Genomic DNA, 26,901 nt, shown 5'->3' with positions numbered 1-26,901 from the left:
ACCAGCCGCCGCCGGCCTCTCGACGCCGAGCGATCAGGCGGGCGACGGAGCGCTGAGACTTCCTCTCACGGGCCTTCAGCGGATTCCCAGGCGCACATCCGCGCGATCGGCTCTGGGAAACCGTTCAAGAGACTCCCGGGGCCGATGCCGAGGCGCCGTCGGCGGGCGCCCCGCGGTCAGCCGGCGTCGACGCGCGAGCGGGAGCCGGAGAACCAGGCGGGCGCCTGGAAGCCGTACTTCAGCACGGGCAGGTCGCGGGTGAGGCGCCAGTAGCCCAGTGCTGCCGCGACGCCGATCCCGCAGACCAGGAGCGGCACGACCGGCCCGATGACGTCGAGCCAGCGCTCTCCGTCGAAGAGCAGCAGGGCGCTCGTGGCGAGCGAGACGAAGAGGACGTGCACCACGTACACCGGGAGCGTGTTGCGGCCGATGAAGGTGATCCAGCCCGCGCCGCGCCGGTTCGAGAGGAAGCGGGCGACCACGAGCCCGGCGAGGACCGCCAGCACGCTCACCAGGACCAGCCCGATCGTCAGCAGCGGGAAGCGGGCGCGGACGGCGAGGATCACGCCGGCGAGCACGAGGAACAGCACGCCGAAGCCGACTCCGCTGAGGATCCCGCGGCGCTCCACGAACGCGATCACCGCGTTCCGCAGGTAGAGGCCGAGCAGGAAGAACATCAGGTAGCGGGCCATGCCGTCCCAGGCGATGTTCCCGGTGCCCTCGGAGGTGCTGGAGCGGACGGCGTACCAGACCACGGCGATCGCGGTCGCGATGCCGATCTGCACCCGCCAGTCGATCCGGCCCTGCGCGAGCTTGGCGGCCACGAAGAAGATCGTGAGCGCGTAGAGGAACCAGAGCCCGTTGTGCGGCATCACCGGCTGGAGGAGCAGCGCGAGCGGGTCGGACTCGTCGGTGCCGCCCGGGTTGGGCACCACCAGGAAGAAGAGGAACCGCACCACGGACCAGAGCAGGAAGGCCCAGACCAGCAGGCTCAGCCGCGAACGCCAGAGCTCCGGCCACGACCGGGTGAGCACGGAGCCGGCGAACAGCCCCGAGGCGAGGAAGAACAGCGGCATCCGGAAGGTGATGAGGAGGAGGTTGATCTCGTTCCACGAGTCGGGGGCGATCCCGGCCGTCGTGGTCCACTGCACGGAGTGGGCCAGGGCGACCAGGATGATCGCGATGCCCTTCGCCGTGTCCACCCAGGTGATGCGTGCGCGTGCCATGAGTCCTCGTCGTGATCGTCCATCGGAAGTCGGCCGGCGGCGACGATGGCGATGGCGATGTGCAAGTGTCGCACGGCTGTGCATCCTCTGTGATGTTCTGCGCGTATTCGATCACGGCGATCCGGTGACGGAGAGACGGCCACCGGGTGCGCGGGTCCTCGGACGGCCTCCTCGTGGACGACGCGCCCCCGCCGATGCCCGAGGATCGAGCCATGACTCGAGCGACGCCCTCCGGCTCCGCCCCCGGCCCCCGCCGCATCCGCCTCCGCCTCCTGGTCGCGCTGCTGGTGCTCGCGCTGGTCCTCGCCGGCGCGGGCATCGCCCTCTCGCTCGCCTCGCGGAGCGGAGGCGCGGGCGCTCCGGCCGCGAGCTCCCCCGACCCCGGCCCGACCTCCTCCGTCGACATGGCCGAGCGCGTCGCCGGTCTCGAGAAGCGCTTCGCCGCCGGGTTCCCGCAGCACAGCATCGTCCTCACGGGCAGCTCCACGATCGGCCGCTGGACGACCTCCAAGGAGGACCTGCGTCCGCTCGAGACCTACAACATCGGGATCGGCGGCACGACCGTCGCCGATCACCTCGCGTGGCTGGACCGCATGGTCGTCCCCTTCGATCCCCGCGCCGTGATCGTGTACGTGGGAGCGAACGACATCAGCGGCGAGGAGGGCTCGCGCACCGGCGCCCAGACCGCCGGCGCCGTCGTCGAGTACCTCCAGCGCGTGGAGGAGGTCGCCCCCGACGCCGAGCTGTTCTACGTCGAGATCGCGGAGACGCCCGCCCGCGCCTCCGTCGGCGCCGAGGTCCGCGCCGCCAACACCGCGGTCAGCGCCTACGCCGAGACGGACGACCGCGTCACCTTCGTCCCCACCGCCGACGCGCTCGTCACCTCCGACGGCTCTGTCGACCCCTCCCTCTTCGTCGACGACGGCCTGCACTTCGACGAGGCCGGCTACGCCCGGTTCTCGGAGGCGGTCCGCGCGGTGGTCCTGCCCGCTCTGGAGTGAACCGGCGGGCCGACGCACTGCAGCCCCGCTCGACGTGAGCGGCCCGGGGACACCGCGCCCGGAGCCCCCAGTGTTGACCCTGAAGGGGGACACGGCCCCTCCGCCGCGCGCGCCTATCCTGGCCCCGCGTCATCGCCGACAGCGCCCTCTGCACCGCCGCAGACCGCCGCTCGCTCAGCAGCGCCGACCGTCTCGGAGTCACCGATGCCCCGCTCGAGGATCCGCCCCCGCGGTCTCGCCCTGCTCACCGTCCTGGCGATCACGGCCGCCGCGCTCGTCGCCGGGCCCGCGGGTCCGGCGTCCGCCGCTCCCGTCGTGCCCGCCGGCTTCACCGACTCCCGGGTGGCGGCCGTCCCCGCGCCGACCGCCCTCGCCTTCACGACCGACGGGCGCACCCTCGTCTCCTCGCAGACCGGAGCGATCCGGGTGATCCGCGGAGGCAGCCTTATCGCCACCCCGGCCCTCGACCTGCGCTCGAAGGTCTGCGCCAACGGCGAGCGCGGCGTGCTCGGCCTCGCGGTCGACCCGGCACCGGGCTCGCGCACCGTCGTCGTCTACTACACCGCGAAGGGCTCCGACTCCTCCTGCCCGACCAACGCCGGCGGCACGGTGAACCCCGCGGGAGCCCCGCGCAACCGCGTCTCCTCGTTCCAGCTCGGCACCGACGACCGCATCGACCCGGCCTCCGAGCGCGTCCTCCTCGACGGCATCTACTCCCCCGCGAGCAACCACAACGGCGGCGACCTCGCCATCGGCAAGGACGGCCTGCTCTACGTCAGCGTCGGCGACGGCGGCTGCGACTACCGCGGCGGAGTCGGCTCGCCGGGCGGCAGCGGCTGCGGCGGCCGGAACGACGCCGCCCGCGACCCGAACATCCTGAACGGCAAGATCCTCCGGATCACCCTCACCGGCGGCGTCCCGGCCGGCAACCCCTACCTGGGCACCGGGACCGCCTCCTGCCGGCTCGCCCCGGCCGCCGAGGGCCTGCGCTGCCGCGAGACCTTCGCGAGCGGCCTGCGCAATCCGTTCCGGATGGCCTTCGACCCGAACGCGACCGGCACCGTCTTCCGCATCAACGACGTGGGCCAGGACGCCTGGGAGGAGATCGACCAGGGCGTCGCCGGCGCCGACTACGGCTGGAACACCCGTGAGGGCCACTGCGCGAAGACCGGCTCGGCCTCGAACTGCGGAGCCGCGGCGCCCGCCGGGCTCACCGACCCGGTCCACGACTACGCGCACAGCAGCGGCTGCGCCTCGATCACGGGCGGCGCCTACGTCCCCCGCGGCGTCTGGCCGGCCGCCTACGACGGCGCGTACCTCTTCGGCGACTACGTGTGCGGGAAGATCCGGACCCTCGGCCGCACCGGCGCGGCCGGCGACCTCGTGACCGGCCTCGGCGGCAGCAGCGCAGTCGCCATGGCCTTCGGTCCCTCGCGCGGGACCCAGGACCTCTTCTACACCAGCTACGCGAACGGCGGCGAGGTCCGGCGCCTCGCCTACACCGCCGCGGCGAACCGCGCTCCGACCGCGGCCCTCACCGCCGCCCCCTCCTCCGGCGCGGCTCCTCTCGCCGCGCGGCTGAACGGCTCGGGCAGCAGCGACCCGGAGGGCGGTGCCCTGACCTACCTGTGGTCGTTCGGCGACGGCACCCCCGACCGCATCACGACCGGCCCGACCTTCACCCACAGTTACGCCGCCGGCAGCTGGACCGCGTCCCTCCGCGTCCGCGATCCGAAGGGAGCCGTCTCCGCACCCGCGACGACGAGGATCACCTCGGGCGACAGTGCCCCGACGGTGAGCATCACCGCACCCGCCGACGGAGGGGTGTTCGTGACGGGCCGGAGCTACGGCCTCCGCGCCACGGCGACCGACGCCGAGGACGGCGTCCTGCCCGCCTCGGCGCTCACCTGGACCGTCCAGCGCCGCCACGCTCAGCACACGCATCCCTTCCTCGGGCCGCTGACGGGGAACGACCTCTCCTTCGTCGCCCCCGGCCCGGAGGACCTCGCCGCCGCCGCGGACAGCGACCTCCTGATCAGCGTCACCGCGACTGACTCGAGCGGAGTGTCGACGACGGCGACGCGGACGTTCTCCCCGCAGAAGGTGTCCGTCACCCTGGCCACCGCTCCCGCCGGCCGGACGGTCGTCGTCAACGGCACCGAGGTCGCCGGAGGCACGACCGTCGTCTCGTGGGCGGGCTCGGCCCTCCAGCTGGAGGTCCCGGACCAGACCGACGCGTCGGGCACGGCCTACCGGTTCTCGTCCTGGTCGGACGGCGGCGCCGCCTCGCACAGCGTCGTCACTCCCGGGAGCAGCACCACGCTGACCGCGACCCTCGTCTCCGCCGGGCTCCCCGGCGCTCCGACCGCCGTCACCGCCACGGCGGGCTCGGACGGCACGGCGACGCTCGCGTGGTCGCCCCCCGCGGGGACCGGCGGCTCGGCGGTCACCGGCTACCGGGTGTCGCGCGACGGTTCGGACACGAACGGAGCCGGAGCCTGGAGCGCCGTGGTCGCCGCGACCAAGCGCTCGCAGACCTTCACGAAGCTGGTCCCGGGCCGCAGCTACACCCTCTCGGTGCAGGCGGTCACGGCGAACGGCACCGGCCCGGCGGCCTCCGCGCTCGTCGACGTCCCCTGACCGCCCGGCGTCCACCGGCCTCCCGGGCGCAGCCCTGCCGCCGCCCAGCCGTGCGCCCCTACGATCGAGCCATGCCGAGCATCCGGAGCCGCCGTCGGCCCCAGCCCCCGATCGAGTCCCCGGCGGGCGGGGGCGCCCGGTGAACGACACCCTCACCGGGATCCTGGACTTCGTCGTCAGCGTCCCCCCGGTCTGGCGGACGCTCCTCGCCGGACTCGCGATCTTCTTCGAGACCACGATCCTGGCGGGCCTCGTCGTCCCCGGCGACACGATCGTGATCGTCAGCGCGACCGGCGTGACCAGCCCGCTGCAGTTCGCGGCGCTGGCCGTCACGGTCGTCATCGGCGCCCTCTGCGGCGAGTCCGTCGGCTTCTACCTCGGCCGCTGGTTCGGGCCGCGGATCCGCGCGTCGCGCCTGGGACGCCGGCTCGGCGAGAAGAACTGGCTGAAGGCCGAGCGCTACCTCGCGCGGCGCGGCGGGTTCGCCGTGTTCCTCTCGCGCTTCCTGCCGGTGCTGCACTCGCTGATCCCGCTGACGGTGGGGATGAGCGGGATGCGCTATCGGACCTTCATGGCCTGGACGATCCCGGCGTGCGTGCTCTGGTCGTCCGCCTACGTCGGCGTCGGCGCGGCCGCGGCGGGCAGCTACCGGGAGCTCTCGGAGAGCCTGCACGGCGCCGGCTACGTCTTCGTGGGCGTCATCGTCGTCTTCGCCCTGCTCGTGCTCCTCGGGAAGAAGCTCCTGAACAGAGCGGAGGCGCGTCACCTCGACGAGTGACGCGCCTCCGGGCGTGGATCCGGGGAGGATCAGTCGACGAGACCCGCCGACTTCAGCCACTCGCCCGCGATCGCGGACGCGGACTTCTGCTCGTTGACGCTCTCGGAGTTGAGGGCGACGAGGTCGTCCGCCGTGAGCTTCGCGCTGACCGCGTTCAGCACCTCGGCCGCGTCGTCCGTGATCTTGCTCGAGACGATCGGCACGACGTTGTCGGCCACGAACAGTCCGTCCGGGTCCTCGAGAGCGACGAGGTCGTTCTTCTGGATGTTCGGGTCGGCCGTGTAGACGTTCGCCAGCTGGATCTGGTCGCTGGTGAGCGCGTCGACGGTGGTCGATCCGCCGCTGTCCTCGATCGCCTGGAAGGTGGTCGTGATGCCGTACTTCGACTGCAGGGTGTCGGGCCCGTAGGGGCGCGTCTGCAGCTCGGAGTTGCCGCCGACCACGATCGGGTCGGTGACGTTCTTGAGCGACGCGATGTCGGTCAGGTCCCACTTGTCGGCGAAGGCCTGGGTGACGGTGTACGAGTTCTGGTCGCTGGCCTCAGCGGCGTCGAGGGCGCGGAGGCCGTCGGGCAGCGCGTCGCCGAGCGCGGAGTACACGTCGTCGGCGGTGGTGGCCGTCGCGTCGGGCTCGAGCGCCTGCAGGAGGCTGCCGTCGTACTCCGGGAAGACGTCGATGGATCCGCTCTCGATCTCGGGCAGGTAGATCTCGCGCTGGCCGATGCGCAGCTGGCGGTCGACGGTGAAGCCGTCGTTCTCCAGCGCCTGCGCGTAGATCTCGGCGAGGATCTCGTTCGAGTAGTAGTCCTGCGAGCCGACCACGATGGTCTCGCTGCCCGCAGTCGCACCCGATCCCTCATCGAGCGGATCGCTCGAGGAACACCCTGCCAGTGCCACGACGGCACCGACCGCGAGTGCGCTGAGCGCGACACGGCCCTTCGTGAAATGTGCTGTGAACATTGCTATTTCCCTTCTTCGATGGGGATTCCCATCACCGCGCGTCGTCGGGGCGACGAGGCGCGGGAACCTGTGCGGCCGGCGGTGCCGGCCAGGCCGAGCACGACTCCGCGCGGCACGGCGAGCCGCTGGAGGAGGGCGAACAGGACCTCGCTGAGGAGCGTCAGCACGATCACCAGGATCGAGCCGGCGAGCATCTGCGGGTAGTCCCCCGACTTCACTCCACGGAAGATGTACTGCCCGAGGCCGCCGGCGCCGATGTAGTCGGCGAGCGTGGCGGTCGCGATGATCTGCAGCGCCGCCGAGCGGAGCCCGCCGATCAGCAGCGGCAGCCCCAGCGGGATCTCGACCTTCGTCAGGATCTGCCACTCGGTCATGCCCATCGAGCGCGCCGCGTCGACCGTGCGGCGGTCGACCGCCTCGAGCCCGGAGTACGCGCCGGCGAGCACCGACGGGATCGCGAGCACGACGAGGGCGATCACCGGAGCGCCGAGGCCGAGCCCCAGGCTCATCGCCGCGAGGACGAGCACGCCCAGCGTCGGCAGGGCGCGCAGACCGCCTGCGACCGGCACGGCGATGCCCTTGCCGCGCCCGGTGTGCCCGATCAGGTAGCCGATCGGGATCGCGATCGCGGCCGCGATCACGAGCACCAGCAGGCTGATGCCGACGTGCTGGGCGACACGGGTCGGGATCGCGTAGACCCCGGTCCAGTGCGCGGGGTCGGCGATCCAGGCGAAGGCCTCGGCGATGAGGTTCACGACGTCACCGCCCTCTCGACCGCGACCGGTCTGCGCGAGCGGCGCGTGCGGTCCAGAGCCGTCCAGGGCATGAGGAGACGGCCGATCAGCACCAGCAGTCCGTCGAGCACCAGCGCGAGGACGATCGTGAGGACGATGCCCGTGACGATCTCACCGGTGATGCCGCGCTGGAAGCCGTCGGTGAAGAGCAGGCCGAGGCTCTGGATCCCGAGCACCGCGCCGACCGTCACCAGGCTGACCGTGCTGACCGTGACCACGCGCAGGCCCGAGAGCAGGACCGGACCGGCCAGCGGGAACTCGACCCGCCAGAAGCGCGCCCAGCCGGAGTAGCCCATCGCGGTCGCCGACTGGCGGACGTCGTCCGACACCGCGCCCAGTGCGTCCGAGGTGGTGCGGACCATCAGCGCGACGCCGTAGAGGGTGAGGCCCGTGATCACGTTGGCGGTCGAGCGGAGCGGGATGCCCAGCAGGACCGGCAGCAGGATGAACATGGCCAGCGAGGGGATGGCGTAGAGCACGCCGAGCCCTGTCAGCAGGGTGCCGCGGCTCCAGCGGTAGCGGTTCGCGAACCAGCCGAACGGCAGCGAGACGAGGAAGCTGAGCAGGATCGGCGGGACCGACAGGGCCAGGTGCGCCAGCAGGTTCGCGACGATCGCGTCCGTGTTGTTGACGACCCAGTTCACGCGGCGGGGCCGTCCTGCGCGCGCAGCACTCCGGTCGGGCGCCCGTCGCCGTCGACCACGATGCGGGCGCCGTCGCGCTCCTCGATCCGGAGCGAGCGCTTGCCGCGGTCGGCGCCGACGAAGCCGGCGACGAACTCGCTCGCGGGGTTCGCCAGGATCTCGGCGGGCGAGCCCTTCTGCGCGATCCGGCCGCCCTTCTCGAGGATGACGACCTGGTCGCCGAGGAGGAACGCCTCGTCGATGTCGTGGGTGACGAAGACCACGGTCTTGTCGAGCTCGTCCTGGAGTCGCAGGGTCTCGCGCTGCAGGTCGGCGCGCACGAGAGGGTCGACCGCGCCGAACGGCTCGTCCATCAGCAGGATGTTCGGGTCGACCGCCAGGCCGCGCGCCACACCGACGCGCTGCTGCTGGCCGCCGGAGAGCTGGCTGGGGTACCGGGCGGCGAGCGCACGGTCCAGTCCGACCGTGTCCATCAGCTCGAGCGCGCGGGCGTGCGCCTGCTTCTTGGCGACCCCGTTCAGCCGCGGCACGGTCGCGATGTTGTCGATGACCTTGCGGTGCGGCAGGAGGCCGGAGTTCTGCATCACGTAGCCGATGCGGCGGCGGAGCGCGACGGCGGGCAGGGACGAGATGTCCTCGCCGTCGATCTCGATGGTGCCGGAGGTCGGCTCGATCATCCGGTTGATCATGCGGAGGATCGTGGTCTTCCCGCAGCCCGAGGAGCCGACGAAGACCGTCGTCTGCCGGGAGGGCAGCACGAGCGAGAAGTCGTCGACCGCCCGCGTGCCGTCCGGGTACTGCTTGCTGACGTTGCGGAACTCGATCACGAGGCCGCCCGCCGTCCGGCGGTGTGCGCGCCGATCTGTCCCTGGTCCACGACTGTGCCCGCTCTCGCTCCGCGCGTCCGGCCGTTGCACGGCCCGCGGCCCCGAACGGGGCCAGGCGGCAAGGAAAACACCATTAGCAGCCGCCTGCCAACCCGGACCGCGAAGTGTTGCGGGATGTTCCGGGAGCGACTAGGGCCTTGACAGCCCTAGCCGGTCAGGACTCCTCGACGGCTCCGTAGTGCGAGGTCATGTAGTGGCGCAGCAGCGAGCGGCTCTCGTCGATGAAGCGCTGGTCGCCGTTGGGGTCGATGAGGAACGCGCGCGTGAGCAGCGCGTCCGCGACCTCGATGGTCACCTCGAGGCGGAAGGACAGCTGCGCGCCGCCCGGGAGGCCGTACTCGGACGCGAGGATCTCGGCGAAGCGGCGGGCGAAGAAGCCGGCCTCGAACGCCTCGCCCGCGACCTCGGGGGCGTGGATCGTGTCGACGAAGCGGATGGAGCGGAAGCCCGGCTCGTTGCGGTGCATCTCGCAGAAGGCGTCGATCGCGCAGTCGACCGCGCCCCACCAGTTGCCCGGGTGGGTGTCGCGGATCTCGGTGATGACGCGGCGGCGGAAGCGCTCGAGAGCCCGCTCGCGCAGCGCCTGGAGGACGGCGATGCGGTCCGGGAAGTAGCGGTAGACCGTGCCGATCGCGGCTCCCGCGCGCTCGGCGACCATCGCCGTGGTCAGGCGGTCGAAGCCGACCTCGTCGACGACGGCGGCCGCCGCGTCGAGCAGCGAGGCGAGACGGGCGGCGCTGCGCACCTGCACCGGCTCGTTGCGGACCTGGGACGATTCACCGAACGGTCGATCGACGAGGTTTCCAAGAGGCACGGCGGGCTCCTTCGGTCGTGGTTCCTACAATCGTACGCACGGCGACCGCCGGTCGGGGTCGTCTCATCGAAAGTCCCTCGTGTTTCGCGCCCCCGGAAGGGCGACGGCTCCGCGGGTCCGATACACCCGGGAGAAACCATGTGCGGACGCTTCGTCCTCTCGCAGACCACCGCCGACCTGGTGGCGCTCTTCGACATCGACGAGCCGGGCGCCGACCTTCCGGAGCCGTCCTGGAACATCGCGCCGACCCAGCGGATCGCCGTCGTCGCGGAGTCGATGAAGGGGGTCGAGGAGGGCAGCCCGCCGCGGCGTCGGCTCGCCGGAGCCCGCTGGGGCCTGGTGCCCCGCTCCGCCGCCGACCCGTCCGCGGGGCCGCCGCTGTTCAACGCGCGGATCGAGTCCGTCGCCGAGAAGCCGTCGTTCCGCGAGTCCTACGCCTCCCGGCGCGCGATCGTGCCCGCCTCGGGCTGGTACGAGTGGCGGGTCGGCGCGGACGGGGCGAAGGCCCCCGTCTACGTCTCGCCGGGCGAGGGCTCGCTCCTCCTGTTCGCCGGTCTCTACGAGTGGTGGCGCTCGGCCCAGCCGGGCTCTCCGTGGCTGCTCTCGGCGACGGTCCTCACCCGCCCCTCCGCCGGGCCGCTCGCCGAGGTGCACGAGCGGATGCCCGTGCTGCTGCAGCCGGAGCTGATCGAGGACTGGCTGGACCCGGCGTCCCCCGGGGACGGCGAGCTGCTGCGTGCGGCCGCCGAGGGCGCGGCCGAGCTGGCCGAGGAGCTCGAGGTGCACGGCGTCGGTGCAGCCGTGGGCTCCGTCTCGGCGAACGGCCCCGAGCTGATCGAGCCCACCGGAGCCTGACGATCGCGTGAGAGCGCGATCCGCGGTCCGGCATCCGGTCTGACAGACTGGGCGGATGCCGCTGACGCCCGAGAGCAAGCCCCTGAGCGCAGGCAAGGCGGAGGTCATGCACCGCGCCGCCCGCCTCGAGGACCGACTCCACTCCTTCCGGATGAGGCGCGTGAAGCGCAAGGGCTACGTCCCTAGGGTCATCCCCTACACCGGCTACGGCTCGACGACGCAGCTGCGCGTCCTGGCCCGCGTCCTCTACACGCGGCCGACCCCTCCCGGGGTCGAGGAGGTCCGCCCCGTCGAGGGCGTGCGCGGCTGGCGGAGCTTCACCAGCGTCTTCGTGAGCGGGGCCGTCGTGACCGTCGAGGCCGACGGGCAGACCCACCGGGTGACGGCCGACCGCGGCGGAGTCGTCGACGCGGACCTCCCGATCACGCTCGAGCCCGGCTGGCACACCATCACCTTCTCGACCGCGGGCTCGAAGCCCGTCGAGGCGCCCGTCTTCATCGTGCGTCCGGAGGCGCGGCTGGGCGTCGTGTCGGACGTGGACGACACAGTGATGGTCACCGCGCTCCCCCGCCCCTTCGTCGCCGCCTGGAACACCTTCGTGCTCGACGAGCACGCCCGGATGCCCACGCCCGGCATGGCGGTCTTCCTCGACCGCTTCGCCCGGCAGTACGAGGGCTCCCCGGTCATCTACCTCTCCACCGGCGCGTGGAACGTCGCCCCGGCGCTCACCCGCTTCCTGTCGCGGCACCTGTACCCGGCCGGAGCGCTCCTCCTGACCGACTGGGGCCCGACGCACGACCGCTGGTTCCGCAGCGGCAAGCAGCACAAGGAGATGAACCTCCGCCGACTCGCGGCCGAGTTCCCGGACGTGCGCTGGCTGCTGGTCGGCGACGACGGGCAGCACGACGAGGAGATCTACTCCGACTTCGCGGACGAGCACCCCGACAAGGTCGCGGCGATCGCGATCCGCCAGCTCTCCACAGGCGAGGCGGTGCTCGCGGGAGGCCGCTCCAAGGCCGAGGACCGCTCCCTGACCAGCGGCACGACCTGGGTCTTCGCGCCCGACGGCGCGGGCATCTCCGAGCAGCTGACGGAGCTCGGCATCCTCTGATCCCGGACCGGCTCCGGGAACGACGGAGCCGTCCGCTCCCCGGGGGGAGGGACGGCTCCGGTCGATCGGCTCGGACTACGCCTGGTGGGCGGCCTGCAGGTCGAGGGTGATGGTGACCTTCTCGCCGATGAGCACGCCACCGGTCTCGAGGGCCGCGTTGTAGGTCAGACCGAAGTCGGTGCGGTCGATGGTGGCCTTGGCGGTGAGGCCGGCCTTGTAGTTGCCGTAGGGGTCGGTGCCGAAGCCGCCGAACTCCACCTCGAAGGTGACGGGCTTGGTGGTGCCCTTGATGGTGAGCTCGCCGTCGACGAGGAAGTCGTCGCCGTTCGGGCGGACGGCGGTCGAGACGAAGTGGATCTCCGGGTACTTCTCGGCCTCGAAGAAGTCGCCGGTGCGGAGGTGGCCGTCGCGGTTGGGCTCGTTGGTGTTGACGGAGGCGACCTCGGCGGTGGCCTCGACCTTGGAGTCGAGCGGGTTCTCGCCGGTGGTGAACGTGGCGGTGAAGCGCTCGAACTTGCCCTTGACCTTGCTGATCATCAGGTGGCGGACGCTGAACGCGACCTCGCTGTGGGTGGGGTCGATGACCCAGGTGCCGGCCTTGTAGCCGGGGATGGTGACGGTGTCGGTCATGGTTTCTCCTCGAGTGTGACGGTCGTCGCGGGGAGAGCGTCCCCGTCCGATGTATGCAAGCGCATCGACGTCGATCAGTATTCCATGTAGCGACAACTATTTCATCCACGTTCCGTCGAAGGATCGGCGGACACCGCGTGAACACGGAGCGCCGCACCCCGGACGGGGGTCGGAGACGCTCCCCGAGCAGTCGTCAGCGGCCGGCGGGAGCCGGGTTGCGGATGCCGAGGAGGGAGACGACGCCGCCGGCGACCAGGAGGGCGGAGGTCGCGACGGCGGCACGGGAGAAGCCCTCGACGTCGAGCGAGTCGCCGACCACGAGCGAGGTCGCAGCGATGGCGACCAGCCCCGCGATGCGCGAGACGGCGTTGTTCACGGCGGAGCCGACTCCGCTGTGCCCGTCCTCCACCGCGCCGAGGATCGTCGAGGTCAGCGGAGCGACCGTCACCGCGAGGCCGAAGCCGAAGAGGAGGATCCCCGGCAGCAGCTGGGTGGCGTAGTCGGCGCCCTCGTCGACGAAGGAGAGCAGGAGGAACCCGGCCGCGGCGATCAACGGTCCGACGCCCATGAAGAGCCGCGGGCCGAACCGCGCCGACAGCGACCCGGAGACCTGCGAGAGCAGGAGCAGCAGGATCGTCGGCGGGAGCGTCGCGAGCCCGGCCAGGGTCGCCGAGAAGCACAGGGTCTGCTGCAGGAACAGGCCCAGCGTGAAGAAGCCGAAGGAGAGCGCGCCGTAGACGAACGCCGTCGAGACGTTGCCGACGGTGAAGTTCCGCGACGCGAAGAGCGACAGCGGCAGCATCGGATGCGCCGCGCGCCGCTCCCACACGACGAACGCGACGAGGGCGGCGACTCCCCCGATCAGGGCGGTCAGCACGAGCGGATGCTGGATCCCGAGCCGCTCCTGCTCGATCAGCGCGAACACCGGCCCTCCCAGGCCGATCACCCCGAGCACCGCGCCGACGCCGTCGATGGGCACCCGGGTCCCCGAGTCGACCGCGCCGAGCCTGCGCAGCAGGACCAGCGTCACCGCGATCGGCAGCAGGTTGAGCGCGAAGACGTACCGCCACGAGCCCGCGTCCACCAGCAGGCCGCCGAGCACGGGCCCGGCGATCGTCGCCGTGCCGGTCCAGGCCGTCCACGCGCCGATGGTCCGGGCCTGCGCGGCGCCGTGGACGGTCGCGATGATGAGGGCGAGCGAGCTGGGCACGAGGATCGCGCCGGCGGCGCCCTGGAGCATCCGCGCCACGATGAGGACCTCGGCGGTGGGGGCCAGCGCGCACAGCAGCGAGGTGACGCCGAAGCCGATCAGGCCGATGGTCATGCTGCGGGCCCGGCCGATGCGGTCGGCGAGCGAGCCGGCCACGAGGATCAGCGCGCCGAGCGTGATCAGGTACCCGTCGACCACCCACTGCTGCACCGCGAGCCCACCGCCGAGCTCCCGGGTGATCGCGGGCAGGGCGACGTTGACGACGGTGCCGTCGAGGAAGGCGACGAAGGAGGCGAGGACGGCCACCACGAGCACCGCGCGGCGGCGCGTCTCGGCGGGGTCGGCGGAGGCGGTCATGCTCGGGCTCTGGTCACCCGCTCACCGTACCGGCGGCCGCCGCCCCCGGGGCCGGGAGGGCGGGCATCCGGGCCCCCGAGCGCGGCCGCACGACGGATCCAGACTCGTCGCCTACTCTCGTAGCCATGTCTGCGCAAGGAACCGCCCGCGGCGGCGTGCTCGCCCGGGTCCTCGGGATCGTCGGAGCCAGCCTCGCCGGGGGCCTGCTGATCACGGTCGGGGTCACTCCCGCCCTCGCCGTCACCGGTCTCGCCGAGAACAACCCGATCGGGCTGTTCGAGACGGTGCCGGAGTACCTCGAGCTCGGCCAGCTGGCCCAGAAGACCGAGATCTACGCCAAGCGCACCGACGGCTCGGACGAGCTGCTCGCCTCCTTCTACGCGCAGAACCGCGAGGAGGTGGCCTTCGACCAGGTCAGCCAGTCCGTGAAGGACGCGGCGGTCTCGACCGAGGACCCGCGCTTCTACGACCACGGCGGCGTCGACCTGCAGGGCACGATCCGCGCGGTGCTCAGCAACATCGTCGGCGGGGACCTCCAGGGCGGATCCTCCATCACTCAGCAGTACGTCAAGAACGTCCTCGTGCAGAAGGCGGAGTCGCTGAGCGCGACCGACGAGGCGGCCTCCGAGGCCGCCTACGAGGAGGCGACCGCGACCACTCCGAGCCGCAAGCTCAAGGAGATGAAGCTCGCCGTCGACCTCGAGAAGAAGTACAGCAAGGACGACATCCTCCTCGGCTACCTCAACATCGCGGGCTTCGGCGGGCAGGTCTACGGCATCCAGGCGGCGGCCGAGTACTACTTCTCGACCAGCGCGGCCGACCTGAGCCTCGCGCAGGCCGCGAGCCTGATCGCCACGGTCAACAACCCCAACGGCCTCAGGATCGACCAGCCCGAGAACATCCCGGACAACAAGATCCGCCGCGACTACGTCCTCGACCAGATGCTCCAGGAGGGGAAGATCTCGCAGGCCGACCACGACGCCGCCGTCGCCGAGGAGGTCGTCCCCGCGATCACGCAGACGCCCACCGGCTGCCAGACCGCCGGCAACGCGGCCTTCTTCTGCGACTACATCACCCGCGTCGTCCAGAACGACCCGGCGTTCGGCGACGACGCGGACACCCGCCTCGCGAACTTCCAGCGCGGCGGCTACAAGATCTACACGACGCTCGACCGCGACCTGCAGGACACCGCGGCCAACGCGACGAACAACGCCGTCCCCAAGGTCCCCACCCTCGACACCAACATCGGCAGCGCGACCGTCTCGATGGAGGTCGGCACCGGCCGGATCCTGGCGATGGTGCAGAACAAGGACTACGACGCGGCCGGCGCCGTGAACGGCGCGAACTTCTCCGCCGTCAACTTCAACACCGACACGGCCTACGGCGGCTCCGCCGGGTTCCAGGTCGGATCGACCTACAAGGTGTTCACGCTCGCGCAGTGGCTCGCGAGCGGACGCACCCTGAACGAGACGATCAACGGCCGCGAGCGCACCTTCTCGGGCTTCCCCGCCAGCTGCGCGCCGGGCGGCGAGCTCGACACCTCCTACGAGGTCAACAACGACGACAGCGAGAACGGCAGCTACAGCGTGCTGACCGGCACGATGCAGTCGATCAACACCGTCTACGTCTCGATGGCGCAGCAGCTCGACCTCTGCGCGATCCGCGACCGCGCGGTCGGCTTCGGCGTGAAGGCGGCCGACGGCGGCGAGGTCGACTACAAGCCGTCCGCCGTCCTCGGCTCGGACACGCTCATCTCCCCCCTCTCGATGGTCACCGCCTTCGCCGGCTTCGCCAACAACGGCACCGCCTGCTCCGCGATCGCCATCGACTCGATCACCGACGCGACCGGCGCCGCCGTCCAGCCGCCGACCTCCACCTGCAACCAGGCCCTCAGCCCCGAGCTGACGGCGGTCGCGAACTACGCCCTGCAGCGCGTCGTCACCGGCGGCACGGCCGCCCAGTCCGACCCGGACGACGGCATCGAGCACATCGGCAAGACGGGCACCACCGACAACGCGGAGTCGACCTGGATGGACGGGGCGAGCTCGCGCGTCGCGACCGTGGTCTGGGTGGGCAACATCGACGGCCACACCTCGATGCGCGAGGTCCGCTTCCCGAACTCGGAGCTCGAGAGCCGCCCGTACGCCTCCAACATCCGCCACTACATCTGGAACTCGGTGATGACCCGCGCCGACCAGAAGTACGGCGGAGACGACTTCGAGGAGCCCAGCAGCGCCCTGCTGAACGGCCGCCAGATCGCCGTGCCGACCGTCTCCGGCCGCTCGGTCGACGACGCCACGGAGGCGCTGGAGGACCTCGGCTTCGACGTCGAGGAGGGGGCGACCATCGACTCGTCGCTCCCGGCCGGCGTGGTGGCGGGCACCGACCCGGCCGCGGGCACGACCGTCGCGCGCTACTCCGACATCGCCCTGCTGATCAGCAACGGCTCGCAGGTCCCGGCTCCCGCCACCCAGGCACCGGCTCCGGCTCCGACCGGCACGGGAGTCCCCGCGACCGAGGCTCCCCCGGCGACGCCCACGGCGACCCCGACGGCGACAGCCACGGCGACTCCGACGGCGGAGGTCGAGGAGTGAGCTTCGACGCGGACTTCCTCGGCGTCCCCGCGGGTGCGCCGCGCCTGAGGGTCGAGCGCCCGGTGCGGCTCCTGCCGTACACGCACTTCGAGGTGCTGCTGGATCCGGAGCGGCGCCTGGCCGTCTCGACGGCCGTGAACATCGACGGAGCGCGCCTGGTCGAGCTCGGCCGCGGCGACGACTGGCACCTCGACGACCGCATCCCCGCCTCCGAGCAGACCGGGCCGGAGGTGTACGCCCGCAACGACCTCGACCGCGGGCACCTCGTCCGCCGCCGCGACCCCGTCTGGGGCGACCGGGACGAGGCCGCCGCGGCCAACCGCGACAGCTTCTGCTACACGAACGCCGCGCCTCAGGCGAGCGGCTTCAACCAGTCGCAGGAGCTGTGGCTCGGGCTCGAGACGCTGGTGCTCGAGTACGCGCAGACCTGGCGCACGCGCCTGAGCGTCTTCACCGGGCCCGTGCTCGCGGACGACGACCCGGTCTACCGCGGTACGGGCATCCCCCGCCGCTTCTGGAAGATCGCGGCGTGGAGCCCGGACGGATCGACGCTCGCGACGAGCGCGTACCTGCTCGACCAGAGCGAGCTCGTGGAGCGCGTGCGCGAGGGCCTGGTGCCGCTCGGCGGCTTCAGGACGTTCCAGCTGCCGGTCGCCGCGATCGGCGAGCTGACCGGTCTCGACGTGGATCTCCTCGCCGGGGCCGACGTGCTCGGATCGGCAGGACTCCGGCCGGAGCCGTGGCGCGAGATCGTCGAGCCGTCCGACGTGGCGAGCGGCCTCCTCCCCCGCTGAGGCTCCGCCGGGGGCAGGATGGGCGGATGAGCACCCCCGTCCTGGTCGAGATCACCTCCGGCGCCGTCGTCCTCCGCGACCCGGAAGGTCCGCTCGTCCGCGTCGACGAGGCGGGCTACCTCCGCGGCGACGGGGTCTTCGAGACCGTCGCGGTCCTCGACGGACGTCCCCGCGCGCTCGGCGAGCACCTCGCGCGGCTGGCCGGATCGGCCCGGGCCGTCGGGCTGACGATCCCGGAGGCGCCCCTCTGGTCCCGAGCGGTCGACCTCGCCGTGGCGGAGCACGACCGGGTCGACGACCTGACGGTCCGCTTCATCGCCGCCCACGGCTCGAGCGACTCCGCCCGGTGCACCGTGCGCGCGGCTCCGACTCCCGACTCGAGCGCGCTCCGGGAGAAGGGCGCGGCCGTCGTCGTGCTGGACCGCGGGTACGCGAGCGGTCCGCTCGCGCCGTGGCTGCTCCCGGGCGTCAAGACCACCTCGGGCGCCGTCACCCGGGCGGCGCTGCGCGAGGCGGGGTCCCGGGGCGCGGACGACGTGGTCTGGCGCACGAGCGACGGGCTTCTCCTCGAGGGGGCGACGTCGAGCCTGGTGCTCCTCGGCGACGGGGTGCTCGCGACGCCGCTCTCGGACAGCGTGCTCGCCGGCACGACGGTCGAGCGGGTCCTCGCGCTGGGCGAGCGCCGCGGGCTCGCGTCGTCGCGCCGCGAGCTGCCGGTCTCGGCGCTCACCGGTGCCGATGCGGCGTGGCTGGTGTCGAGCACCCGGCGGGCGATCCCCGTCCGCTCGGTCGACGGCGCACCGCTCGCGATCGACGCGGGCCTGACGGCGGCGTTCGAGGCGGGGCTGCTCGCCGGCTGATCGCGTCCGCGGCTCGGACTCCCTGCGCGTCAGGCCGCTGCGGCCAGCGCGCGGGAGGTGTGCGGGCCGACGCCGGCCTCCTCCGCGTCTCCGAGATCGGCGAGCGTGTCGACGTCCAGCCTCAGCGTCGACGAGCCTGGCAGCACGACGACCGCGCAGCCCGCGTCGCGGTGCCGGGCCAGCGAGCCCGAGCCGAACGCCGGAGCGACGAGGGCTCCGGCCGCCAGCAGGAGCGCCGTGGTGCCGCTCCCCTCGCGGTCCGGGACGACGGCCGGGAGCGACCGCGTCGCGAGCGCCTCGGAGAGGTCCGACGGCAGCAGGGCGGGCAGGTCCCCGGTCAGCACGATCACCGGGGCGCCCGGCCGGCGGTGGAGGGCGGCCTCGGCCCCCCCGGACACGGCGGCGTCGAGGGTCCCCGGGTCGGGCACCACCACCAGCTGCGGGTGCTCCGCCCGTGCGCGGTCGGCCGCACCGGCGTCGGAGGTGACCAGGAGAAGGCTCGCCACCGGCTCCGCGGCGGCCACGGCGGCGAGCGTGTCCAGGAGGAACGCCTCGGCCAGCGCCGCGCGGCCCGGCACGTCGAGGCGCGTCTTCGAGCCGCCGCGGCCCTTGAACACGACGACCGCGCTCCAGCCGGTCACGCGCGCTCCTCGCGCGAGGCTGCTCCGGCCGCGAAGCCCTCGGCGAAGGCCTCGTCGGCGCCGAGGCGGAACATGTCGTCGGGGCCCGTGCGGGTCAGCGTGCGGGCACCCGGGCTCTCGACTCCCGTCACCAGGCGGGCGAGCCCGCGGACGACGGCGACGGGGCGTCCGCTCGCCTTGCCCTTCACCAGGTCGCCGAGCGCGGCGATCTCGTCCGCGACGGCCGGCATGGTCACTCCCAGCGTGCGCCCCAGGGCGTCGACTCCGCCGCGGAGGTCGTCGATCACGAGGACGCCGGAGGCCCCGATGGCCGCGTCGGTCTGCCCGACCCGCCACGCGCGGCCCAGGGTGTCGCTGACGAGCACGCCCACCTCCACGCCGAGCCGCTCCCGGAGGCCCGCGCAGAGGGCCCGCGCCGAGGCGTCCGGGTCGACGGGGAGGAGGAGGACCGTCCCCTCCGCGACGTTGCTGGCATCGACTCCGGCCGCCGCCTGCACGATCCCGAGGCGGTTCTCCACGATGCGGGTGACGCCGGAGCCGTGCGCCCGGGTGGCGACGACGCGGACGGTCTCGGCCGTGATCGCGTCCTCGCGGTCGGCCGCGGCGACGACGCGCCCCTCCGCCTTCGAGACGATCTTGCTCGTGACGACGAGGATGTCGCCGTCCGCGGGCCGGTCCTCCTCGGCGGCGGCGGCGACGGCCGCGAGGATCAGCTCGAGCAGGTCGTCACCGGGAGTCACCTCCGGGATGCCGTCGAGGGCCCAGGCCTGCACGCGCGTCTCGCTCACCGGTCCATTCTCCCGGCTGCCGCGGGCGCACGGGTCCACGGCCCGGGATCGCCCGGGTGGACGATCGGCGGCGCCTCAGCCGGCGGCGAGGTACGCGGCGACCGCGGGCGGCACGTAGGGGGCGACGTCGCCGCCGAGGGAGGAGACCTGCCGCACCAGCGAGCTCGACACATGGGCGTGCGCGGGATCGGGCAGGAGGAACACCGTCTCGACGTGCGCGAGGTTGCGGTTCACGATCGCCATGGGGGTCTCGTACGCCACGTCGACCTGCGAGCGGATGCCCTTCACCAGGATGCTCGCGCCGACGTCGGTGCAGTAGTCGACGAGCAGGCCCATGCTCCACGAGGCGACGACGATCCGTCCCTCGACGCCCGCCTCCGCGATCGACTGCTCGATGAGCGAGACGCGCTGGGCGATCGGCAGCAGCGCGGTCTTGGCGGGGTTGTGCACCACTACGACGTGCAGCTCGTCGACCAGGCGCGCGGCCCGCTCGATCACGTCGAGATGACCGAGGGTCACGGGGTCGAAGGAGCCGGGGACGACGGCGATGCGGGCCATGCCGACAGAGTAGCGGGCGGGCACCGCCTAGCTCTTGGCGAGGAACTCCCGGTCGCGGTCCTGCACGCGGCGCGCGAGCGCGGCACGGAGCCGGTCGTGCGCGGCGAGCGACGGGTCCTCCGCGAGGAGCCGCTCGGCCAGCGCCCGCGCCTCCACGATCACGTCCGCGTCCTGCACCACCCGCAGCAGGCGGAGCGACGAGCGCCCGCCGGACTGCGAGTCGCCCAGCACGTCGCCCTCGCGGCGCAGCTCGAGGTCGACCTCGGCGAGCGCGAAGCCGTCGAGCGTCGCGGCGACCGCCTCCACCCGCTCGCGCGCGACCGTCCCCGCCTCCGCCGCCGTCACGAACAGGCACACCCCCGCGACGCCGCCGCGCCCGATGCGCCCGCGGAGCTGGTGCAGCTGCGAGACCCCGAACCGCTCCGCGTCGAGCACGACCATCATCGAGGCGTTCGGCACGTCCACGCCGACCTCGATGACCGTCGTCGACACCAGGACGTCGATCTCCCCCGCGGCGAAGGAGCGCATCACGGCGTCCTTCTCCTCCGTCGTCATCCGCCCGTGCAGCGCGGCCGACCGCCGCTTCCCGAGCAGCGGATGCGCGCGCACGCCCTCCAGCGTGGCCGCGACGGTCGTGAGCGGCGCGGCGGCGTCCTCCTCGGGCGGCTGCGCGCCCTCGGCGGGCTCCCCCGGCTCGATCGCCGGGCAGACGAGGTAGACCTGGTGGCCCGAGCGGATCTCCTCCTCGGCGCGCTCCCACGCCCGCGCGATCCACGCGGGATGGTCGGCGAGCGGGACCACGTGGCTCGTGATGCCGGGGCGCCCGGCGGGCAGCTCGCGGATGGTCGAGGTGTCGAGATCGCCGAAGACCGTCATGGCGACGGTCCGCGGGATGGGCGTGGCCGTCAGCACCAGCACGTGCGGCGGGGTGGCGCCCTTCCGGCGCAGGGCGTCCCGCTGGTCCACGCCGAAGCGGTGCTGCTCGTCGATCACGACGAGGCCCAGGTCGTAGAAGGAGACCGCGTCGCCGAGGAGGGCGTGCGTGCCGACGACGATCTTCGCCGTGCCCGAGACGATCCGGAGGAGGGCCGCGCGGCGCTGCGCCGCCCCCAGCCCGCCGGTGAGGAGGGTCGGCACCAGCTCGGCCGCGAGCTCCGGGCCGAGGGTCCTCGCGATCGAGCGGAGGTGCTGCCCCGCGAGCACCTCGGTGGGAGCGAGCAGCGCCGCCTGCCCGCCGCTCTCGGCCGTGGCGAGCATCGCCCGGAGCGCGACGAGGGTCTTGCCGGAGCCGACCTCGCCCTGCACCAGCCGGGTCATCGGGCTCTCGGCGGCCAGGTCGGCGGCGATCTCGTGCCCCACCGCGGTCTGGTCGCCGGTGAGGGCGAAGGGCAGCGCGGCGTCGAAGCGCTCGAGCAGCCCGCCGGGGCCGGGCACGCGGGCGGTCGCGGGGCTGCTGCGCGCCGAGGCCCGGCGCTCGAGCAGGGCGAGCTGCAGGAGGAACGCCTCGTGGAAGCGGAGCGTCTCGCGCGCCTGCGCCTCCTCGCCCTCCCGCTGCGGGCGGTGGATCAGCTCCAGCGCCTCGCCGAGGCCCAGCAGCGAGCGGCCGGCGCGCACCTGCTCGGGCATCGGGTCGGGCACGTCGCGCAAGCCGTCCAGCAGCACGCCGATCGCGGCCTGGAGCTGCCAGCTCGAGATCGCGCTGGTCGCCGGGTAGATCGGGATCGGCCGCTCGGCCCAGTCCTTCGCGAGCTCACCGCCTCCCGTCTCCGTCGCTGCGGCCTCCTCGTCGTCGAACAGGCGGTAGTCGGGATGCGTGAGCTGCGGGGTGTCGCGGAACATCGAGACCGTGCCCGCGAAGATCCCGCGCACGCCGCGGTGGAGCTTCGCCGCGCGCCAGGGCTGTCCGAAGAACGTCAGCGAGAGCGTGCCCGAGCCGTCCGAGATGACGACCTCGAGCAGGGTGCCGCGCCGGTTGCGCATCGGCCGCTCGCGCACCTCGCACACCTCCGCCACGATCGTCACGCTCTCTCCCACGGGGAGACGCGAGAGCGCCGTCAGCTCGCCCCGCTTCGCGTAGCGGCGCGGGTAGTGGCCCAGGAGCTCGCCGACCGTGCGGTACCCGAAGGCCTTCTCGACCGCGGTCGCCGTGCGCGGCCCGATCAGCGGCGCGAGCGAGGCGTCGAGGGGGTCCGGGATCACCTAGCGATCATAGGTCGGACCTCGGACGCGCGAGCCGGGCGACCGGGTCCAGCGCCGAGCGCGGCACGACCGACGCGAGCACCCGACGACCGGCACCCGCGGAGCCGCGGAGCGCGGCGGCCACGGCGGTCGCGTCGTCCCACGCCTCCGACTCGCCCGCGGACGGCGAGTAGCGCCGGCGCTCGACGCGCTCCCGGAGCCCCTGCAGACGTGCCGCCGCTCCGGGGTCGAGGGCGGGAGCCATGCGGGCCTCCTGCGCGCGCGGAGACTCCGTGTCCTCCACGGGGACGCCCAGGTCGCGGGCGGTCGCCAGCAGCTCGGCCCACGCGGCCTCGACGGAGCCGGAGCGCGCGGACCGGCGCCGCAGCGCGCGCTGGACGGCGCGCATCAGCCAGGGGACGAGCACGAGCAGCAGGAGCAGCACCCAGAGCGTGGCCGCGGGAGCCGCCGTGGTGCTCGAGGCGCCGACGGCACCGGGGGTCGGCGTCGCCGACGCGGCCGTCGGAGTGGGTGTCGCGGCGGGAGCGCTGGTCGCACCGGGCGCGGTGGTCGCGGTCGAGCCCGGGGCGGTGGGGCCCGAGGACGCCGTCGCGCTCGGCAGGGTGTAGGAGGCCGGAGCGCCGCGGCTGGGCGTCGGCTCGAAGGGCAGCCAGCCGACTCCCTCGAAGTACAGCTCGGGCCAGGCGTGCAGGTCGGAGGAGAGGACGCGGTAGGTGGTCAGGTCGCTGCCGCCGGAGGGCACGACGGAGCCGGGCTGGTAGCCGATGGCGAGCCGCGACGGGATCCCGAGCTCGCGCGCCATCACCGCCATCGCCGAGGCGAAGTGGACGCAGTAGCCCTCCTTCGTCGTCAGGAACGCCGAGAGCACGCCGACTCCGTCGCCGTCGTAGCCCTCCTCCGCGGGGGTGTCCTCGGAGTAGCGGAACTCGGACGAGCGGAAGTACGTCTGCAGCGCGCGCGCCCGGTCGTAGGCGGTCGGAGCCTCCGCCGTGACCTCCTCGGCGGTGGTGCGGACGATCTCGGGCACGTCGTCGGGGAGCGAGAGGTACCGGTCGACGCCGGACGGCGCGGGCGCGGCGAGCAGCTGCTGCGGGTCGGGCTCGAGCCGCAGCGCCTGCACCTGGTAGTCGTCTCCGGAGCGGGTCGTCGCGTCGCCGCGGATCGAGCCGTCCTGCACGTCCTGGAGCCAGCCGTCGCCGACGCCCGTCAGCGACGAGACCGGATACGGCACGGGGAGCCACTGGCTCCGCAGCGTCTCCACCGAGACGTCGACCTCCTCCGCCTCGCGCGGCACGCTCTCGGAGAGCCCCTCGGGCGCGATCGGCGCCTCGATCGGAGCGGTCTGCTCCGTCTCGCTCGGCGCCCAGTCGTCACCGTCGAAGTCCGAGACGGTCAGCACGCGGAGGTAGACGGGCAGGTCGGAGTCGGTGGCGTAGCGCAGCACGGTCACGGGGTTCGGGCGGCGCAGGTCCGCGCCGAGAGCGACCACCGGGTCGATCGCGCCGTTGAAGAGGCTGCCGGAGACGCCCGAGGGGGCGGTGGTGCGCGCGTAGCCTGCCGCCGACCCGGCGACGACTCCCGCGCCCAGGACGACGACGGTCACGGCCGCGAAGGCGGGCAGCACGGCCGCGGCCGCGCTCGGGCCGCTCGGGCGGCGAGGGGCGGCCGTGGCGGCGAGCACGCCCGCGTAGGCGAGCGCAGTGACGACGAGGCTCGCCCAGGACACCTCGGAGGGGTCCACGATCGCCGGCACCGCGAGCAGCGCCGCAGGGAACAGACCGGCCAGGGCGGGGAGGCGGACGGAGAAGGCGAACAGGTCGGCCGCCCAGGCGAGCACGACCACCCCGCCGATCAGGAGGAACGAGATGCCGTCGTCGGCGATGGCCGGGAGCCCCTGCTGGGCGATGGACTGGAAGCCGCCCTGCGCGAGCGCCTCCGCCTGCGCGACGGCGCCGGGCGTGGGGATCACGAACAGCAGGGCCCGACTGGGCACGAACATCGCGGTCAGCACGCCGACCATCGTCAGCGTGCCGAGGATCGGCGGGACGACGGGGTGCACGCGCAGAGCCCGGGCGGCGGCCGGGACGCCGAGCACCACGGCGACCGCGCTCGCGAGGAGCACCAGCCAGTCGACGCCGACGAGGAGCCGCCCGATCCCGGCGGCGGCGGCCGTGATCGCGAGGAAGAGCAGACCGCTCAGAGGAGCCGACCCGGCGCGCGGATCGCTCTCGACGCGGCGGCTCACGCCACCACCCGCAGAGCGAGGGCCTGCGCCCACGCCTCCTCGACGGAGGCACTCGGGTCGACGGACACCGCGTACCAGCCGAGCGAGGCGAGAGCCGCCTCCTCCTCAGCGGTGCCGGCGACGACGAAGGCGATCGCGGGGCGCGACTGCGCGGCCAGGGAGCCGAGGGCGTCGAGGTCCGACTCGAGGAGTCGGGTGAGGACGGCGAAGACCGGTCGCACTCCCCCGGTGTCGCGCATGTCGGCCGAGATCCGGGTCACCGCGTCGACCGACTCGCGCGAGGGCGCCAGCTCGGCCAGGCGCAGCAGCACGTCGTGCGCCACCTCGCGCTCGTCCTCCGAGTGCTCCGGCTCGCCGTCCGCACCCGTCTCGACGAGGTGGGTCTCGAAGCCGCGGTCGAGCAGGTGCACGGCGAGGGAGGCCGTCATCGACACCGCCCACTCGAGCCGGTCGTCGCCGCGCCGCTCGAGCACGCGCTCGGCCCGGGTCTCGAGGAGGATCCACGCGTGCGGATCGGTGTTCTGCTCGTCCTGGCGGACCATGAGCTCACCGGAGCGGGCGCTCGCCCGCCAGTGCACCCGGCGCATGGCGTCCCCCGGGCGGTAGTCGCGCGGGATCACGTCGTCCGTGCCGGCGCCGGCCGTCGCGTGCGCGACCGGGCTCGATCCGCCTGCTCCGTGCGCGTCCAGGACGTCGCTCTGGAGCGGCACGACCCGCGGAGTCACGACGAACGGCTGCGCAGCCCCCACGACGCTCTCGCGGAGCGCGAGCCCGAGGCCGTCGCCGCGCACCAGGCGCAGCGGGCCGATGCGGTGGATCCCGCGCCGCTCGGCGGGCAGACGGTAGCGGGCGCGCACGCGGCCGCCCGACGGGACGCCCGGCAGCCCGAAGACGCCCTCGGCGACCGGCCGGCCGACGACGACCCCGCGCTCCACGCGCTCGAGCCGGTCGTGGGCGCGCGCCCCGCTGCGGACGGCGCGGCCGCGGTTCTCGAGCAGCACGTCGACCTCCACCACGTCGCCGGCCGCGACGGTCTGGGGAGCGAAGCGGCGCTGCACTCGGAACGACGCCGGCGCCAGGAGCAGGGAGACGAGCGCGCCCAGGGGCAGGCCCAGCAGCACCAGGCCGACGAACAGCAGCTCGCGGAAATCTGTCAGCGGCGCGATCACCACTCCCGCGACGCCCAGCAGAACGAGCGCCCAGCCGCGCAGCGTCAGCGCGACCCCGCGGAGCGCGGGCAGACCGCCGAGACGGGACGACGGCGTCTCGGCGGCGCGGGCCTCAGTCGCCACGGTTGCCGAAGGGGACGGGGGTGGCCGCGACGATGCGCTGCACGATCTCGGTGACCGAGTGCGAGGATCCGGCGCCGGAGCGGCCGGGGAGGCGCGTGGCGGGCAGGAGGCGGTGGCCGAGCACGGGGACGGCGAGCGCGTCGACGTCGTCCGGCACCACGAAGTCGCGGTCGCTGAGGGCGGCGAGAGCCTTCGCGGCGGCGATCAGCTGGAGCGTGGCGCGCGGGCTCCCCCCGAGCCGCAGCTCGGGGTCGACCCGCGTGGCCTGCATGATCGCCACCACGTACTCCTGCACGGGTGGTGCGACGTACACGGAGCGCACGTAGGCCATCATCCGCTCGAGCTCGGCGAGGCCCACGACGGGCCGCAGCTCCTCGAGCGGGCTGGCCGAGTCGCGGGTGCGGATCATCTCGAGCTCGGCGCGCTCATCGGGGTAGCCGAGCGAGAGGCGGGCCATGAAGCGGTCGCGCTGGGCCTCGGGCAGCGAGTAGGTGCCCTCCATCTCGACCGGGTTCTGCGTCGCGATCACGGCGAAGGGGCGCGGGAGGAGGTGGGTGGTGCCGTCGACCGAGACCTGGCGCTCCTCCATGCACTCCAGCAGCGCCGACTGCGTCTTGGGCGAGGCCCGGTTGATCTCGTCGCCGATCAGGATGTTCGCGAAGACCGGGCCCGGCTTGAACTCGAAGTCGCGGGTCGCCTGGTTGTAGACCGAGACCCCCGTGACGTCGGAGGGGAGCAGGTCGGGCGTGAACTGGATGCGCGCGACGCTGCCGCCGACCGAGGCCGCCAGCGACTTCGCCAGGACCGTCTTGCCGGTGCCGGGGACGTCCTCCATCAGGAGGTGCCCACCGGCGAGGAACACCGTCAGCGCCATCGAGACCTCGGCCGACTTGCCGTCGATCACGCGGGTGAGGTTCCCGAGGACGGCGCCGCAGTGCGCCGTGAACTCCTCGCGGGTCAGGGGCGTCTCGGGAGCCGCTCGGCGGCCGACAGCGGAGCGGGTGTCTTCGAGCGACGTCATAGC

The 26,901-nt window shown here is 73.2% G+C and carries 23 protein-coding genes; 8 read left to right on the top strand and 15 right to left on the bottom strand.

All coding sequences use genetic code 11. The annotated features are described in order from the left end of the window. Nucleotides 1-176: 176 nt before the first annotated feature. Entirely contained in the window at nucleotides 177-1,226 is a 1,050-nt protein-coding gene (locus C5B98_RS03365; RefSeq protein ID WP_104348320.1) for an acyltransferase family protein, read from the bottom strand. Nucleotides 1,227-1,438: 212 nt separating this feature from the next. Here C5B98_RS03365 and C5B98_RS03360 point away from each other — a divergent pair, with 212 nt between their 5' ends. From C5B98_RS03360 to C5B98_RS03350, 3 genes are all read left to right on the top strand, one after another. Continuing rightward, on the top strand, nucleotides 1,439-2,227 hold the full coding sequence (locus C5B98_RS03360; protein ID WP_181065445.1) for a GDSL-type esterase/lipase family protein: 789 nt from the start codon (nucleotides 1,439-1,441) through the stop codon (nucleotides 2,225-2,227). Between the two features lie 204 nt (nucleotides 2,228-2,431). Continuing rightward, nucleotides 2,432-4,867, top strand: coding sequence for a PQQ-dependent sugar dehydrogenase (locus tag C5B98_RS03355; RefSeq protein WP_104327309.1), 2,436 nt, complete (start codon nucleotides 2,432-2,434; stop codon nucleotides 4,865-4,867). A 139-nt stretch (nucleotides 4,868-5,006) separates the two neighbouring features. Continuing rightward, nucleotides 5,007-5,645: a DedA family protein gene (locus C5B98_RS03350; RefSeq protein WP_104223112.1), complete on the top strand. Its 639-nt coding sequence runs from the start codon at nucleotides 5,007-5,009 to the stop codon at nucleotides 5,643-5,645. 29 nt (nucleotides 5,646-5,674) lie between these two features. Here the strand turns inward: C5B98_RS03350 and C5B98_RS03345 are convergent, their stop codons facing one another. From C5B98_RS03345 to C5B98_RS03325, 5 genes are all read right to left on the bottom strand, one after another. Beyond that, nucleotides 5,675-6,604, bottom strand: a complete 930-nt coding sequence (locus C5B98_RS03345) for an ABC transporter substrate-binding protein (protein ID WP_104223111.1) — start codon at nucleotides 6,602-6,604, stop codon at nucleotides 5,675-5,677. 2 nt (nucleotides 6,605-6,606) lie between these two features. Continuing rightward, the gene (locus tag C5B98_RS03340; protein WP_104225632.1) at nucleotides 6,607-7,359 is read right to left on the bottom strand and encodes an ABC transporter permease; all 753 of its coding nucleotides are present in this window, start codon (nucleotides 7,357-7,359) and stop codon (nucleotides 6,607-6,609) included. Next, nucleotides 7,356-8,042 (bottom strand): ABC transporter permease, encoded by a 687-nt coding sequence (locus tag C5B98_RS03335; protein WP_104223109.1) that lies wholly within the window; start codon nucleotides 8,040-8,042, stop codon nucleotides 7,356-7,358. Before C5B98_RS03335 ends, C5B98_RS03340 begins: the two co-directional genes overlap by 4 nt. Continuing rightward, entirely contained in the window at nucleotides 8,039-8,869 is an 831-nt protein-coding gene (locus tag C5B98_RS03330) for an ABC transporter ATP-binding protein (RefSeq protein ID WP_104225631.1), read from the bottom strand. Before C5B98_RS03330 ends, C5B98_RS03335 begins: the two co-directional genes overlap by 4 nt. A gap of 214 nt (nucleotides 8,870-9,083) precedes the next feature. Next, complete coding sequence (locus tag C5B98_RS03325) at nucleotides 9,084-9,743, bottom strand: TetR/AcrR family transcriptional regulator (RefSeq protein WP_104223107.1); 660 nt, start codon at nucleotides 9,741-9,743, stop codon at nucleotides 9,084-9,086. A gap of 138 nt (nucleotides 9,744-9,881) precedes the next feature. Between C5B98_RS03325 and C5B98_RS03320 the strand changes: the two genes are divergently transcribed. Then, a complete protein-coding gene (locus tag C5B98_RS03320; protein WP_104246545.1) occupies nucleotides 9,882-10,598 on the top strand; it encodes an SOS response-associated peptidase in 717 nt (238 codons plus the stop codon). 55 nt (nucleotides 10,599-10,653) lie between these two features. Continuing rightward, a complete protein-coding gene (locus C5B98_RS03315; protein WP_244229442.1) occupies nucleotides 10,654-11,709 on the top strand; it encodes an App1 family protein in 1,056 nt (351 codons plus the stop codon). A 75-nt stretch (nucleotides 11,710-11,784) separates the two neighbouring features. On the opposite strand, the gene C5B98_RS03310 is transcribed toward C5B98_RS03315, so the two are convergent. Both C5B98_RS03310 and C5B98_RS03305 read right to left on the bottom strand, forming a co-directional pair. After that, the gene (locus C5B98_RS03310) at nucleotides 11,785-12,339 is read right to left on the bottom strand and encodes a YceI family protein (RefSeq protein ID WP_104223105.1); all 555 of its coding nucleotides are present in this window, start codon (nucleotides 12,337-12,339) and stop codon (nucleotides 11,785-11,787) included. Nucleotides 12,340-12,532: 193 nt separating this feature from the next. Continuing rightward, a complete protein-coding gene (locus tag C5B98_RS03305; protein WP_104327308.1) occupies nucleotides 12,533-13,906 on the bottom strand; it encodes a DHA2 family efflux MFS transporter permease subunit in 1,374 nt (457 codons plus the stop codon). Between the two features lie 125 nt (nucleotides 13,907-14,031). Between C5B98_RS03305 and C5B98_RS03300 the strand changes: the two genes are divergently transcribed. The 3 genes from C5B98_RS03300 to C5B98_RS03290 are packed head-to-tail and all read left to right on the top strand — an operon-like array spanning nucleotide 14,032 to nucleotide 18,154. Beyond that, complete coding sequence (locus C5B98_RS03300; RefSeq protein ID WP_104223103.1) at nucleotides 14,032-16,500, top strand: transglycosylase domain-containing protein; 2,469 nt, start codon at nucleotides 14,032-14,034, stop codon at nucleotides 16,498-16,500. Next, nucleotides 16,497-17,294 (top strand): DNA/RNA non-specific endonuclease, encoded by a 798-nt coding sequence (locus tag C5B98_RS03295; protein WP_244230625.1) that lies wholly within the window; start codon nucleotides 16,497-16,499, stop codon nucleotides 17,292-17,294. The genes C5B98_RS03300 and C5B98_RS03295 overlap by 4 nt, the downstream gene beginning before the upstream one ends. 26 nt (nucleotides 17,295-17,320) lie before the next feature. Then, nucleotides 17,321-18,154, top strand: a complete 834-nt coding sequence (locus C5B98_RS03290; protein WP_104327307.1) for an aminotransferase class IV — start codon at nucleotides 17,321-17,323, stop codon at nucleotides 18,152-18,154. Between the two features lie 29 nt (nucleotides 18,155-18,183). Here the strand turns inward: C5B98_RS03290 and cofC are convergent, their stop codons facing one another. The 7 genes from cofC to C5B98_RS03255 all read right to left on the bottom strand — a co-directional run bounded on the left by cofC (nucleotide 18,184) and on the right by C5B98_RS03255 (nucleotide 26,898). Then, nucleotides 18,184-18,795 (bottom strand): 2-phospho-L-lactate guanylyltransferase, encoded by a 612-nt coding sequence (gene cofC / locus C5B98_RS03285; protein ID WP_104327306.1) that lies wholly within the window; start codon nucleotides 18,793-18,795, stop codon nucleotides 18,184-18,186. Then, nucleotides 18,792-19,583: a coenzyme F420-0:L-glutamate ligase gene (locus tag C5B98_RS03280; protein ID WP_258062224.1), complete on the bottom strand. Its 792-nt coding sequence runs from the start codon at nucleotides 19,581-19,583 to the stop codon at nucleotides 18,792-18,794. The genes cofC and C5B98_RS03280 overlap by 4 nt, the downstream gene beginning before the upstream one ends. Nucleotides 19,584-19,658: 75 nt before the next feature. Then, the gene (coaD, locus tag C5B98_RS03275) at nucleotides 19,659-20,141 is read right to left on the bottom strand and encodes a pantetheine-phosphate adenylyltransferase (protein WP_104223138.1); all 483 of its coding nucleotides are present in this window, start codon (nucleotides 20,139-20,141) and stop codon (nucleotides 19,659-19,661) included. Between the two features lie 27 nt (nucleotides 20,142-20,168). Beyond that, entirely contained in the window at nucleotides 20,169-22,340 is a 2,172-nt protein-coding gene (locus C5B98_RS03270; RefSeq protein ID WP_374953045.1) for an ATP-dependent DNA helicase RecG, read from the bottom strand. Nucleotides 22,341-22,347: 7 nt separating this feature from the next. Further along, a complete protein-coding gene (locus C5B98_RS03265) occupies nucleotides 22,348-24,585 on the bottom strand; it encodes a DUF3488 and transglutaminase-like domain-containing protein (protein ID WP_104327305.1) in 2,238 nt (745 codons plus the stop codon). After that, on the bottom strand, nucleotides 24,582-25,877 hold the full coding sequence (locus tag C5B98_RS03260; RefSeq protein ID WP_104327304.1) for a DUF58 domain-containing protein: 1,296 nt from the start codon (nucleotides 25,875-25,877) through the stop codon (nucleotides 24,582-24,584). The genes C5B98_RS03265 and C5B98_RS03260 overlap by 4 nt, the downstream gene beginning before the upstream one ends. Continuing rightward, the gene (locus C5B98_RS03255) at nucleotides 25,867-26,898 is read right to left on the bottom strand and encodes a MoxR family ATPase (protein WP_104225624.1); all 1,032 of its coding nucleotides are present in this window, start codon (nucleotides 26,896-26,898) and stop codon (nucleotides 25,867-25,869) included. The genes C5B98_RS03260 and C5B98_RS03255 overlap by 11 nt, the downstream gene beginning before the upstream one ends. Nucleotides 26,899-26,901: the final 3 nt, after the last annotated feature.

It is taken from the genome of Rathayibacter sp. AY1A5, assembly GCF_002930875.1.
Lineage (GTDB): Bacteria > Actinomycetota > Actinomycetes > Actinomycetales > Microbacteriaceae > Rathayibacter.
This window is presented reverse-complemented; position numbering and strand designations above follow the sequence as displayed.